Origin of the sequence: Pseudomonas sp. TH43 (assembly GCF_016650635.1) — a bacterium.
Lineage (GTDB): Bacteria > Pseudomonadota > Gammaproteobacteria > Pseudomonadales > Pseudomonadaceae > Aquipseudomonas.
Genome location: NZ_JAEKFI010000002.1, coordinates 435639 through 448813, shown reverse-complemented (window position 1 = coordinate 448813; position 13175 = coordinate 435639). Strand labels below are relative to the sequence as shown.

The window sequence follows — 13175 nt, the reverse complement described above, 5'->3', positions numbered from 1 at the left end:
GTGAGGCCGTTCAGTTGCAGGATGCAGCGGTGGTAAGGCGCTGCGCGAACGGGAAATCTGTCATGTCTTGCACATCCCTCTGTAGGAGCTGCCGAAGACTGCGATCTGTTGATCTTGCTTCTAAAATCAAAGTCAAAAGATCGCAGCCTGCGGCAGCTCCTACAGGGGGTAGTTGATTGATCGTTCCCCCGCGGTACGTGGGAACGATCATCGGCTTACTTGCCGAGTTTCACCCGGGTCCAGCCGCGGGTCATGATCCGCTGAGTGGCAATCGGCTGATCCGGCACTGCATACAGCGTCGCCATCACCGCTTGCGACGGGTACGAGCCCGGGTCGTTGCGGATCGCTTCATCCACCAATGGCGTCGCCGCCGAGTTGGCGTTGCTGTAGCCGTTGCTGTTGGTGATCTCGGCGATGATGTCCGGGCGCATCAGGAAATCCATGAACAGGTACGCGTTGTCGACGTTTGCGGCATCGCGCGGGATGGCGACCATGTCGTAAAAGCTGCCGGCGCCTTCCTTGGGAATGCTGTAGTCGATCTTCACGTCGTTACCCGATTCCACGGCGCGGGCCTTGGCCTGCAGCACGTCGCCGGAGTAGCCGACCGCAACACAGATATTGCCGTTGGCGAGATCCGAGATGTACTTCGAGGAATGGAAGTACGCCACGTTCGGGCGGATTTTCATGAACAGCGCTTCGGCTTCCTTGATGTGCGCCGGGTCCTTGTCGCTCACCGGATAGCCCAGATAGTGCAGGGCGGCCGGGATCATTTCGGTCGGCGAATCGAGGAAACTGATGCCGCACGCTTTCAGCTTCTCGGCGTTTTCCGGTTTGAACAGCAAGTCCCAGGAATTGGTCGGGGCATTGGCGCCGAGCACTTCCTTGACCTTGGCCGGGTTAAAACCGATGCCGATCGAGCCCCACATGTACGGGAACGCGTGAGCGTTGTCCGGATCACTGGCGGCGGCGTTTTTCAGCAGCACCGGGTTGAGATTCTTCCAGTTCGGCAGCTTCGATTTGTCCAGCGTCTGATAGACGCCGGCCTTGATCTGTTTGGCGAGGAAACTGTTGGATGGCACGACCAGGTCGTAGCCGGATTTGCCCGCCAGCAACCGCGCCTCAAGGGTTTCGTTGCTGTCGAAGACATCGTAGGTCACGCGGATGCCGGTCTCGTCTTCGAACTTCCTGACGGTGTCCGGGGCGATGTAATCGGACCAGTTATAAACACGCAGCACTTTGTCGTTGGCTTGGGCGCCCATGACCATTGCGCCCATTAAGGACAGTGTCAGCAGAGTCCTGCCAAACATTTTCATCGGTACAACTCCATTCTTCTTATTCAAAAACTTTAATCAAAAGCACAAACCAGCTGTACACATAACCTTGTGGCGAGGGGATTTATCCCCGTTGGGCTGCGAAGCAGCCCCTTGCAGTTCAACCTGAAAACTGTGTATTCAGGTTTTACGACTGCTGCGCAGCCGAACGGGGATAAATCCCCTCGCCACAGTTGTTCATCGGTGTTGCTTAGGCAGTCGCCGTTGCCGGCTGTTGCCACGACTCGTTTGCCGTCTGATCCATCGCTTCCTGAATCGCACGCTTGCGGTTGGCTTCTGCCCGGCGGCCGAAGTACCAGACCAGGAAGGTCACCAGCGACACCGCCAGCAGAATCAGGCTCGCGACCGCGTTGATCTCAGGCTTCACGCCCAGACGCACCGCCGAGAACACTTCCATCGGCAAAGTCGTAGACCCCGGACCAGACACGAAGCTCGCCAACACCAGGTCATCCAGCGACAAGGCGAACGACATCATCCCGCCCGCCGCCAGCGACGGCGCTATCATCGGAATGGTGATCAGGAAAAACACCTTGAACGGCTTCGCACCGAGATCCATCGCCGCTTCTTCAATCGACAGGTCCAGCTCACGCAGGCGGGCGGAGACTACCACCGCCACATAGGCGGCACAAAACGTCGTATGGGCGATCCAGATGGTGACAATGCCACGTTCCTGCGGCCAGCCGATCAGTTGCGCCATCGCCACGAACAGCAGCAACAGCGACAGGCCGGTAATCACTTCCGGCATCACCAACGGCGCCGTCACCAGGCCACCAAACAGCGTGCGACCCTTGAAGCGTGTAACGCGAGTCAGCACGAATGCCGCCAGCGTACCCAGTGCCACCGCCGCAATTGCCGTGTAGCAGGCGATTTCCAGCGAGCGCACCACCGAGCCCATCAGTTGCGTGTTGTCGAGCAAACCGACGTACCACTTCACCGACCAGCCGCCCCACACCGTTACCAATTTCGAGGCGTTGAACGAGTAGATCACCAGAATCAGCATCGGCAGATAAATGAACATCAAACCGAAGATCAGCATGAACTTGGAAAAACCGAAGCGTTTCATCCCCGTGCCTCCATCTCTTTGGCCTGGCTGCGGTTGAACAGCAGAATCGGCACAATCAGGATCAACAGCATCACTACCGCCAGCGCGGACGCTACCGGCCAGTCGCGGTTATTGAAGAACTCTTGCCACAGCACGCGACCGATCATCAGCGTTTCCGGGCCACCCAGCAGTTCCGGAATCACGAACTCACCCACCACCGGGATGAACACCAGCATGCAACCGGCAATAATGCCGTTCTTGGCCAGCGGCACGGTGATTTTCCAGAAGTTGTTGAAGTTGCTCGAACCCAGATCCGACGCGGCTTCCAGCAGGCTGCCGTCGTGCTTCACGAGGTTGGCATAGAGCGGCAACACCATGAACGGCAGGTAGGCATACACCACGCCGATATACACGGCGGTGTTGGTGTTGAGGATCTCGATCGGGTGATCGGTCAGCCCCGTCCACATCAGAAACGCGTTGAGCAGACCGTTGTTGCTGAGGATGCCCATCCACGCGTAAACGCGGATCAGGATCGCGGTCCAGGTTGGCATCATGATCAACAGCAGCAGGACGTTTTGCGTTTCCTTGCCGGTCTTGGTGATCGCGTAGGCCATCGGAAAACCGATCACCAGGCACATCAGCGTGCTCAGTGCGGCGACCTTCAGCGAACCGAGGTAGGCCGACAGGTACAACTCGTCTTCGCCGAGCATGGTGTAGTTGCCGATGTTCAGCAGCAGCTGGAATTTCTGTTCGGCGTAGGTGTAAATCTCGGTGTACGGCGGAATCGACAGCGCGGCTTCCGAGAAACTGATCTTCATCACCAGGAAAAACGGCAGCATGAAGAACAGGAACAGCCAGATGAACGGAATGCCGATCACCAGTTTTCGCCCGCTGGGCACCAAGCGCAGGAATTGCTGATTGAAAGTTTTCATGAGCGCAGTACCACGCCGCTGTCGTCTTCCCACCAGACGTAGACCTTGTCGTCCCAGGTCGGCCGTGCGCCACGGCGTTCGGCGTTGGCCATGAACGACTGGACGATCTTGCCGCCCGGCAATTCGACGTAGAACACCGAGTGGCCACCGAGGTAGGCGATGTCATGCACCTTGCCTTCGGACCAGTTGTAGCGGTGCTCGGGTTTAACCGTGCTGACGAGCATTTTTTCCGGACGAATCGCGTAGGTGATCGACTTGTCCTGCACCGAAGTGCTGACGCCGTGGCCGACGTAAATCTTCTGTTGCAAGTCCGGGCTGTGAATAATCGCGTGACCTTCGAGGTCCTCCACCACGGTGCCATCGAAGGCGTTCACGTTGCCGATGAACTCGCAGACCATGCGACTGACGGGCGCTTCATAGATGTCGATCGGGCTGCCGATTTGCGCGATCCAGCCCAGGTGCATGATCGCAATGCGCTCGGCCATGGTCATGGCCTCTTCCTGGTCGTGCGTCACCATCACGCAGGTCACGCCGACGCGCTCGATGATTTGCACCAACTCCAGTTGCATCTGCGAACGCAGCTTTTTATCCAGGGCACCCATTGGCTCGTCGAGCAGCAACAGCTTCGGACGTTTGGCCAGCGAGCGGGCGAGGGCGACGCGCTGACGCTGGCCGCCAGAGAGTTGATGCGGCTTGCGTTTGGCGTATTGGGTCATGTGCACCAGACGCAGCATCTCATCGACACGGGCGTCGATTTCGCTGGCCGGCAAACGATCCTGTTTCAAGCCGAAGGCGATGTTCTGCGCGACGGTCATGTGTGGGAACAGCGCGTAGGACTGGAACATCATGTTGATCGGCCGCTCGTACGGCGGCATGTCGGTGATGTCCACGCCGTCGAGCAGAATCCGCCCTTCAGTCGGCCGTTCGAAACCGGCGAGCATGCGTAGCAGGGTCGATTTGCCCGACCCGGAGCCGCCGAGCAGGGCGAAGATTTCACCCTGATGGATCTCCAGGGACACATCGTCCACTGCCGTGGTTTCGTCGAACTTCTTGGTGACACGATCGACTTTCACCAACACCTTTTTCGGTTGCTGATGACCTTCAAGTGCCTTCCTGTAAGTGCTGGAGGCGTTTGCCATGTGAAACTCCCAACAGGTTTCAGTCGCGCGGCCAATGTGGCCGGGCTTAAGTGGATTGCAAGCCTGTAAACGCAATGTCAGTCGTTACACATCCCTCTGTAGGAGTGAGCCTGCTCGCGATGAGGCCGTCTCAGTCGACATCTTTGTTGACTGGTCTATTGCTATCGCGAGCAGGCTCACTCCTACAGGGGAATTGCGCATGCCTGACTGACCTTGCACTGCCGAGGGCTTGTTCGGCGCCGCCGTCCTGGCTGCCTGGGTCGTACTTGTTGTTATTACGGGTGTTGTTTTTCACGGATGACGGATGCGCAAAGGCACACCCGGCATTCGTGGGGGCAGTAAATCGTTACGTATTCCTGGGTGGTGTCAGCGCTGGTTGCGTCGCGCCGCCCGTTGCCGGCAAGCCTCGCCGAACGCCTGGAAAATCTTCAGGTAATTCGGGTTGTCGAGAACTTGCCATTCCGGGTGCCATTGCACGCCGAGGGCGAAGGTCGGGCTGTGCTCGACCGAGACCGCCTCGATCAAACCGTCCGGCGCCTGCGCTTCGGCGCGCAGGCCGGGAGCAAGGCGATCGATGCCCTGACTGTGGATCGAGTTGACCTGGAACTCGTCCGGCAACTCCAGCGCTTCGAACACACCGCCACCCAGCACGGTCACCGCATGGGCCGGTGCGTATTGCACGGCCACGTCCGGGCTGTCGGCTTCACGGTGATCGAGCATGCCCGGCAACTCATGCACCTTTTGGTGCAGGCTGCCGCCGAACGCCACGTTCATTTCCTGGAAACCACGGCAAATGCCGAGCACTGGAACGCCCGCCGCGATGGCTGTACGTAATAAAGGAAGGGTGGTGGCATCCCGCGCCGGATCGTGATCCGTGCCGGGGGCGCTGGCCGGGCCTTGATAGTGGAAGGGTTCCACGTTCGATGGCGAGCCGGTCAGCAACAGACCGTCGAGTTGACCGAGCAGGTCTTCGATTTCAGTCAGGTTGCCAAGGGAAGGAATGACCACTGGCAGCCCATTAGCGCCAACGCTGACAGCACGTAAGTACTTGTCGCCGCTGATGTGATAGGGGTGCAGGCCAATCTGTTTGACGCACGCAGTAACGCCGATCAATGGCTTGAATGCCATTTTTATTCACCTCGAAGTTTGACACTTGAACGAGCTTTTCCGGAGCTTAGCCTCGTTGATTTTAATTAACAACTGCCATGTAAAAAATTCTAAACGCCGTTCATCATATCTTCATGATTCTCGGGGCTCTGGCGCCTGTATTGGCACGCAAGTGTTAAAAAAAGCCCTAAAAATAAACCCTGAGCGGCCATCTGTTCGCTATTGACTTCACTTTGCCGTTCGGGTTGACTGGCTGCGTGAAAGGGCAGTGAACATAATAATTAACAGCTAAATAGGTGCATCATGTCGGTCCCTCTGCGTACCGTTCAACTCAACGAAGCAAACGCATTCCTTAAGAAATATCCTGAGGTTTTGTACGTCGACCTTCTGATTGCGGATATGAACGGTGTGGTGCGCGGCAAGCGCATCGAACGCACCAGTCTTCATAAGGTTTACGAGAAAGGCATCAACCTGCCGGCCTCGCTTTTCGCTCTCGACATCAACGGCTCCACGGTGGAAAGCACCGGCCTGGGTCTGGACATCGGCGACGCTGACCGAATCTGCTACCCAATCCCCGGCACCCTGAGCATCGAGCCGTGGCAAAAGCGCCCAACTGCACAACTGTTAATGACCATGCACGAGATCGAAGGCCAGCCGTTCTTCGCTGACCCGCGTGAAGTGTTGGCTAACGTTGTGCGCAAATTCGACGACCTCGGCCTGACCATTTGCGCCGCGTTCGAACTCGAGTTCTACCTGATCGACCAGGACAACGTTAATGGTCGTCCGCAGTCGCCGCGTTCGCCGGTTTCCGGCAAGCGTCCGGTGTCGACTCAGGTTTATTTGATCGACGATCTCGACGAATACGTCGATTGCCTGCAAGACATCCTCGAAGGTGCGAAAGAGCAGGGCATCCCGGCTGACGCCATCGTCAAGGAAAGCGCCCCGGCGCAGTTCGAAGTCAACCTGCATCACGTTTCCGACCCGATCAAGGCGTGCGACTACGCCGTCCTGCTCAAGCGTCTGGTGAAGAACATCGCCTACGACCACGAAATGGACACCACCTTCATGGCCAAGCCGTATCCGGGCCAGGCGGGCAACGGTCTGCACGTGCACATTTCGATTCTGGACAAAGAAGGCAACAACATCTTCGCCAGCGAGGATCCCGAGCAGAACGCCGCACTGCGTCACGCGATCGGCGGTGTGCTGGAGACCCTGCCTGCGCAAATGGCGTTCCTGTGCCCCAACGTCAACTCGTACCGCCGCTTCGGCGCGCAGTTCTACGTACCCAACTCGCCGAGCTGGGGCATCGACAACCGCACCGTGGCTGTTCGTGTACCGACCGGTTCGGCGGATGCCGTACGCATCGAGCATCGTGTCGCCGGTGCCGACGCCAACCCGTACTTGCTGATGGCTTCAGTACTGGCCGGTATTCACCACGGTCTGACCAATCAGATCGAACCGGGCGCCCCGGTCGAAGGCAACAGCTACGAGCAGAACGAACAGAGCCTGCCGAACAACCTGCGCGATGCATTGCGCGAGTTGGATGACAGCGAAGTCATGGCCCGCTACATCGATCCGATGTACATCGACGTGTTCGTCGCGTGCAAGGAAAGTGAGCTGGCCGAGTTCGAAAACTCGATCTCTGACCTTGAGTACAACTGGTATCTGCATACCGTCTAAAGACCACCGCAAACCCTGTAGGAGTGAGCCTGCTCGCGATAGCGTCATCACATTCAAACGTGATGATGACTGACTCACCGCGATCGCGAGCAGGCTCACTCCTACAGGGGATCGGGTTATCAGATTTTGATTGACGGGTATTCGCTCGTCATCCATTCCCCCCTTGTCGAGCCACAGCAATGACAACGACCCGCAACGACTGGGAACAACGCTTCCAGTCCCTGTCCATCGAAGCCCGCGCGTTCATTAACGGTGAATATCGCCCGGCTATCAGTGGCGACACTTTCGAATGCCTGAGCCCCGTCGACGGCCGTTTCCTCGCCTCCGTGGCCAGTACCGATGAAGCCGACGCCAACCTTGCCGTTGAAGTCGCGCGCCAGTCTTTCGAGTCCGGCATCTGGGCGAAAAAAGCCCCGGCCGAGCGCAAACGCATCCTGATTCGCTTCGCCGATCTGATCCTGCAGAACCAGGAAGAACTGGCATTGCTGGAAACCCTCGACATGGGTAAACCGATCAGCGATTCGATGAGCATCGACATCCCGGCGACCGCCAACGCGATCCGCTGGAGCGCCGAAGCCATCGACAAGATTTACGATGAAGTCGCCGCGACCCCGCACGACCAACTCGGCCTGATCACTCGCGAACCCTCCGGCGTCGTAGCGGCCATCGTGCCGTGGAACTTCCCGCTGATCATGGCCAGCTGGAAATTCGCCCCGGCGCTGGCCGCGGGCAACTCGTTCATTCTCAAACCTTCGGAAAAATCGCCGCTGACCGCGATCCGTATCGCCCAATTGGCGCTGGATGCTGGCATTCCGAAAGGCGTGTTCAACGTCCTGCCAGGCTTCGGCCACACCGTTGGCAAAGCGTTGGCGTTGCACATGGACGTCGACGTGCTGGCCTTCACCGGCTCCACGGCGATTGCCAAGCAACTGATGATTTATGCCGGCCAAAGCAACATGAAACGCGTCTGGCTCGAAGCAGGGGGCAAGAGCCCGAACGTGGTGTTTGCCGACGCACCGGACTTGCGCGCGGCAGCACAAGCGGCGGCCGGCGCCATTGCGTTCAACCAGGGCGAAGTGTGCACCGCCGGTTCGCGGCTGTTGGTCGAACGTTCGATCCGCGAGCAATTCATTCCGCTGCTGGTGGAAGCGCTGCAAGCGTGGAAACCCGGCCACTCGCTGGATCCGGCCACCACGGTCGGCGCCGTCGTCGATCAGCGTCAACTCGACAACGTGCTGCGCTACATCAGCATCGGTCGCGAGCAGGGCGCCGAATTGATTGCCGGTGGCCAACGCACCCTCGAAGAAACCGGTGGCCTGTACGTGCAGCCGGCGCTGTTCGACGGTGTGACCAACGCCATGACCATCGCCCAGGAAGAAATCTTCGGCCCGGTACTGTCGCTGATCACCTTCGACACGGCTGAAGAAGCGCTGCAAATCGCCAACGACAGCATCTTCGGCCTCGCCGCTGGTGTCTGGACCAGCAACCTCAGCAAGGCGCACACCTTCGCTCGTGGCCTGCGCGCCGGCAGCGTGTGGGTCAACCAGTACGACGGCGGCGACATGACCGCACCGTTCGGTGGCTTCAAACAGTCGGGCAACGGTCGCGACAAATCGCTGCACGCGTTCGACAAGTACACCGAGTTGAAAGCGACCTGGATCAAGCTCTGATTTTCTACAGCGGTGGTCGCTTTTGATGAGCGACCTTCGGAGAACAATAAAATGAAACAGCAACACGTAAACAGCTACTACGCCGCCACTCGCAACGAAGTCATCGACTTCCCGGTTCTCGAAGAGTCGGTCGAGTGCGACGTCTGCATCATCGGCGCCGGTTACACCGGCCTGTCCTCGGCACTGTTCCTGACTGAAGCCGGCTATAAAGTGACGGTGCTGGAAGCGGCGAAAGTCGGCTACGGCGCCAGCGGTCGCAACGGCGGTCAACTGGTCAACTCGTACAGCCGTGACGTCGATGTGATCGAAGAACGCTATGGCGACAAGACCGCAGAAATCCTCGGCAGCATGATCTTCGAAGGCGCTGACATCATCCGTTCGCGCATTAAGGAATACGACATCAAGTGCGACTATCGCCCGGGCGGTATTTTCGCCGCGATGAACAAGAAACAACTCAACGGTCTGGCTGAGCAGAAGCGCAGCTGGGAACGTTATGGCAACCGCAATCTGAAGATGCTCGACGCAGCCGACATTCGTCGCGAAGTCGGCTCCGATGCATACGTGGGCGGCCTGCTCGACCTGCAGGGCGGCCACGTTCATCCGCTGAATCTGGCACTGGGTGAAGCAGCAGCCATCGTGCGCCTGGGCGGCAAGATCTACGAGCAATCCGCTGCGGTGGAAATCAAATACGGCGAGCCAAACGTCGTGCGCACGGCCAAAGGCCTGGTCCGTGCCAAGTACCTGCTGATCGCCGGCAACGCCTATCTGCCGCAAGGTCTGGACAACCGCGTGACCGCGAAAAGCATGCCGTGCGGCTCGCAAATCGTCGTCACCGAACCGTTGACCGAAAAGCAGGCGCGCAGCCTGATCACCAACAACTACTGCGTCGAAGACTGCAACTACCTGCTGGATTACTACCGCCTGACCGCCGACAACCGTTTGCTCTACGGCGGCGGTGTGGTCTACGGCGCGCGGGAACCGGATGACATCGAACAACTGATCCGCCCGAAGATCCTCAAGACCTTCCCGCAGCTCAAGGACGTCAAAATCGACTACCGCTGGACCGGCAACTTCCTGCTGACCATGTCGCGCATGCCGCAATTCGGCCGCATCGAGAAAAACGCCTACTACATGCAAGGCTACAGCGGCCACGGCGTGACCTGCTCGCACCTCGCTGGCAAGTTGATCTCGGAAATGATCCGCGGCGACGCCGAGCGCTTCGACGCCTTCGCCTCGCTGCCGCACATGCCAATGCTCGGCGGCCGCACCTTCTCCGCGCCGCTAACAGCCTTGGGCGCCGTGTACTACTCGCTACGCGACCGCTTCGGCATCTAAGTTACCTCCCCGGCGGCGGCCCCCAAGACCCCGCCGGTTTTTTACCTGACACACCATCCCTCCCACAGAAACACCCAAACCCTGTGGGAGTCTGGCTTGCCAGCGATGACGGCCTGACCACCTCCACAAAGCCGACTGACACAAAAAAGATCCAACTGTGGGAGCGAGCCTGCTCGCGAAGAGGTTCATATCAACCAACATCGATGTCGCCTGAGACAGCGCTTTCGCGAGCAGGCTCGCTCCCACAATGACTGTATGACCAAGACAAGAAGGACTTTTGCCGCACCGTCCATCGAACCTGCTGAGCAACACCAGCAAACGTGATTTAATAGCCGCCTTTCACGGTTCCGGGACACGGGAGCAACGTGATCCGCGCCCTCGGCGCGTCACCCGCCACCCACCCCCATCGCCCTTAAGTCGTTCTCACATAAGGCTGTCATGGATACGGGTTCTCGACTCAAACTAGTACGCGAAAGCTACAAACTCTCCCAGCGCGAGCTGGCCCGACGTAGCGGCGTGACCAATGCCACCATCTCCCTGATCGAACAGAATCGCGTCAGCCCTTCCGTCAGCTCATTGAAAAAGCTGCTCGAAGGCATCCCCATGTCCCTGGCCGACTTCTTCACCTTCGACCAGCCGCCGCGTGAACATCAATACGTCTTCCGCGCCAACGAACAGCCGGATCTTGGCCGCCATGGCCTGCGCCTGCTGCTGATCGGCGCCTCCGTGCCAAGCCGCCAGATGCGCTTGCTGCGCGAGCAATACGCGCCGGGCGCAAGTTCCGGGGAAGAGCCGATTGTGCATACCGAGGGCGAGGAGTGTGGGCTTGTCACTCGCGGGACGGTTGAGTTGACCGTGGATGGCTCGGTGAGCGTGTTGAATGCGGGGGATGGGTATTACTTCCCGACGACGTTGCCGCACAAGTTCCGGAATATCGGGGCGGATGAGGCGGAGATTATTAGTGCGAATACGCCGGCGAATTTTTGAGGAGGATTTACTCTCACAAAGGCAGCCCTATTTGATAGAGCTGCCCTTGTGATTGATGCTTATGTTATGCAACTATTTCTAGGTGAATTTTCCTGCTTTCTTTTTTAAAGCTTGATCTCATTAAATATAAAATTTGAGAAATGTTATTCTTTAGGTCTGAGTTTTTTTCCTCTGTCTCGCCTGGTGTGATGGAACTCACTAGCAAGGCTGGTGTGACTGGGGTCGCACCATAAATACTATAGCGCTGGTGATGGAAGTGTCGTGTTGTACACTGCTCGCTCGGATTAACAATCATTAGGCCAATTGATGGGTTAAGTCCAGTTTCCTTCTCGTGAAGTCCATGTAAATACTTCATCGTAAGTTCTGGGAGGTAGTGAGTAAAAGCCTTCTTGCTGTTCGTGTATTTCGCATCGATGATCAGCTGTCGGGTTTCTCCATCAGATGATGTGATTGCTAACAGTATGTCTGGGCAGCGATTGGCGTTTGCACCCGTTTGACCTCTAGGTTTTAAGTCACCATTGTATTGGTTGAAAGTCCAGCCTTCGGAGTTGATTATTTGTGATGCGCTTGATTGTAAGTGCTCATGAGTCCACGCCTTGGGCTCGTACATTATCTTTATGTTGTACTCGCCCCATTGATACTCGAAGTCATTTTTGCTCAGTGATGGGTTTTGCAGTAATTCAAACTTTTCGCCCAGAACTGTTTCGGTGTCCAAGTGATTTTTTACTAAGAATAATAAATAGTACTCGAATAACTTAGGGATGCTTTGAATTGAGAAGAGTTCCTCTTGAACACTCCAGTCTGGTGAGCCGAATCGGTGCCATGCGATAATTTTGTGAAATATTTTTTGATAGTGAAGGTTGTAGCGAGCTTTTCTTGTGAATTGAGGGGGTCCTATGATAGGGCTAGTAACTGGCACCTTGTCATCAAATTTGCGTTTTAAACCCTGAAGCGCTTCTATTAGCTCTCTGCATCTTTCCGCTTTTTTTCGATTAATAATTTTGGCGTATTTGCTGAGTTGAGAAAAAAACGAAAGGTAGCCGGAGAGATCCTGTTGTGTGCGGATTTTAGAAACTGGGTAATCTTCTAATCTCCGAAGCAGCTCTGATGCTGCCCTCATAAGTGAAATAATGAATCCATGTACTACTTGGTTCTCATATATGCTTAGCTCTTCCTTTAAATGATTCTCTAAGATTTTTTCTGAAGAATATAGCTTGCTATCGAACTCAAGTAATGCTCGTTCGATATCGTCAGCAGGGAATAAGCCGTCACAGTTTTCAGCGATCCATGCTAAAGTAGTGTCGTCTATCACCGAGTTCTCAGAAAATGCAACTACCTTTGTTACTGGGATGAGTTTTGCTATAGGCTTGGAGTATATCTTTGGTAGTTCTGCGCTCAGTAGTAGTACGTTTCTCTCGAGTTGGTCGATAAGAAAACTTACGGACTTATCTCCCTCTTTGAATCCGGCCTTTAATCGAGTTACTCGAAAAAAAGCAGCCAGCGCTTCGTTGTCATGAGCCGCTAGGAAAGAAAGCATTTTTTCTGCACGTTCTGCGTTTATTTTTTTTGCCAATACCTCAATTGGCGAAAATTGCTCGATAATTATTCTTTCGTTGTAATTGTCTATTTTTGTGGCTAGTAATAGTTCAGCCATTCCGTAGTAGTTATGAAAAAAGCATTCGTAGCCCCACTTTGCTAGTGATTTTGGTTTCCATTCGTATATCCATTTTTCACCTTCTTTAAAAATATTTGTGGCGGAGATTTCATTTTCATGCAGGCATAAAGTAATGTCATCAACTGGTCTTTCTAGCTCAAGTTTGAATTCAATCGCCTCGTCTTCAAGAAAATAAATATTCTCGCCGATATGTGCTTCTATAGGGGTAATTTCAAATATTTGATCTTTTCTTTTTCCACTAATTATACGTGCTGTGAATCGCATTTGATGCCCCTCT

General features: G+C 56.0%; 10 protein-coding genes. 4 read left to right on the top strand and 6 right to left on the bottom strand.

The window, feature by feature from the left end; translation table 11 throughout:
* Positions 1-215: 215 nt before the first annotated feature.
* From JFT81_RS08825 to JFT81_RS08805, 5 genes are all read right to left on the bottom strand, one after another.
* Positions 216-1313, bottom strand: coding sequence for a polyamine ABC transporter substrate-binding protein (locus tag JFT81_RS08825; RefSeq protein WP_201226984.1), 1098 nt, complete (start codon positions 1311-1313; stop codon positions 216-218).
* A gap of 208 nt (positions 1314-1521) precedes the next feature.
* Positions 1522-2394 carry an ABC transporter permease subunit gene (locus JFT81_RS08820; RefSeq protein ID WP_201226983.1) on the bottom strand — a complete coding sequence of 291 codons (873 nt, stop codon included), beginning with the start codon at positions 2392-2394 and terminating at the stop codon, positions 1522-1524.
* Entirely contained in the window at positions 2391-3272 is an 882-nt protein-coding gene (locus JFT81_RS08815) for an ABC transporter permease subunit (RefSeq protein WP_201227122.1), read from the bottom strand. The genes JFT81_RS08820 and JFT81_RS08815 overlap by 4 nt, the downstream gene beginning before the upstream one ends.
* Before the next feature lie 29 nt (positions 3273-3301).
* Positions 3302-4444, bottom strand: a complete 1143-nt coding sequence (gene potA / locus JFT81_RS08810; protein ID WP_201226982.1) for a polyamine ABC transporter ATP-binding protein — start codon at positions 4442-4444, stop codon at positions 3302-3304.
* A gap of 366 nt (positions 4445-4810) precedes the next feature.
* Entirely contained in the window at positions 4811-5572 is a 762-nt protein-coding gene (locus JFT81_RS08805; RefSeq protein WP_201226981.1) for a gamma-glutamyl-gamma-aminobutyrate hydrolase family protein, read from the bottom strand.
* A gap of 282 nt (positions 5573-5854) precedes the next feature.
* Here JFT81_RS08805 and JFT81_RS08800 point away from each other — a divergent pair, with 282 nt between their 5' ends.
* The 4 genes from JFT81_RS08800 to JFT81_RS08785 all read left to right on the top strand — a co-directional run bounded on the left by JFT81_RS08800 (position 5855) and on the right by JFT81_RS08785 (position 11223).
* Complete coding sequence (locus tag JFT81_RS08800) at positions 5855-7231, top strand: glutamine synthetase family protein (RefSeq protein ID WP_007918694.1); 1377 nt, start codon at positions 5855-5857, stop codon at positions 7229-7231.
* Between the two features lie 179 nt (positions 7232-7410).
* Positions 7411-8901, top strand: coding sequence for an aldehyde dehydrogenase (locus JFT81_RS08795; protein WP_201226980.1), 1491 nt, complete (start codon positions 7411-7413; stop codon positions 8899-8901).
* 51 nt (positions 8902-8952) lie between these two features.
* Positions 8953-10236, top strand: a complete 1284-nt coding sequence (locus tag JFT81_RS08790) for an FAD-binding oxidoreductase (protein ID WP_201226979.1) — start codon at positions 8953-8955, stop codon at positions 10234-10236.
* A gap of 438 nt (positions 10237-10674) precedes the next feature.
* The gene (locus JFT81_RS08785) at positions 10675-11223 is read left to right on the top strand and encodes a cupin domain-containing protein (protein WP_201226978.1); all 549 of its coding nucleotides are present in this window, start codon (positions 10675-10677) and stop codon (positions 11221-11223) included.
* Positions 11224-11287: 64 nt separating this feature from the next.
* On the opposite strand, the gene JFT81_RS08780 is transcribed toward JFT81_RS08785, so the two are convergent.
* Entirely contained in the window at positions 11288-13162 is a 1875-nt protein-coding gene (locus tag JFT81_RS08780) for a hypothetical protein (protein WP_201226977.1), read from the bottom strand.
* Positions 13163-13175 lie beyond the last annotated feature (13 nt).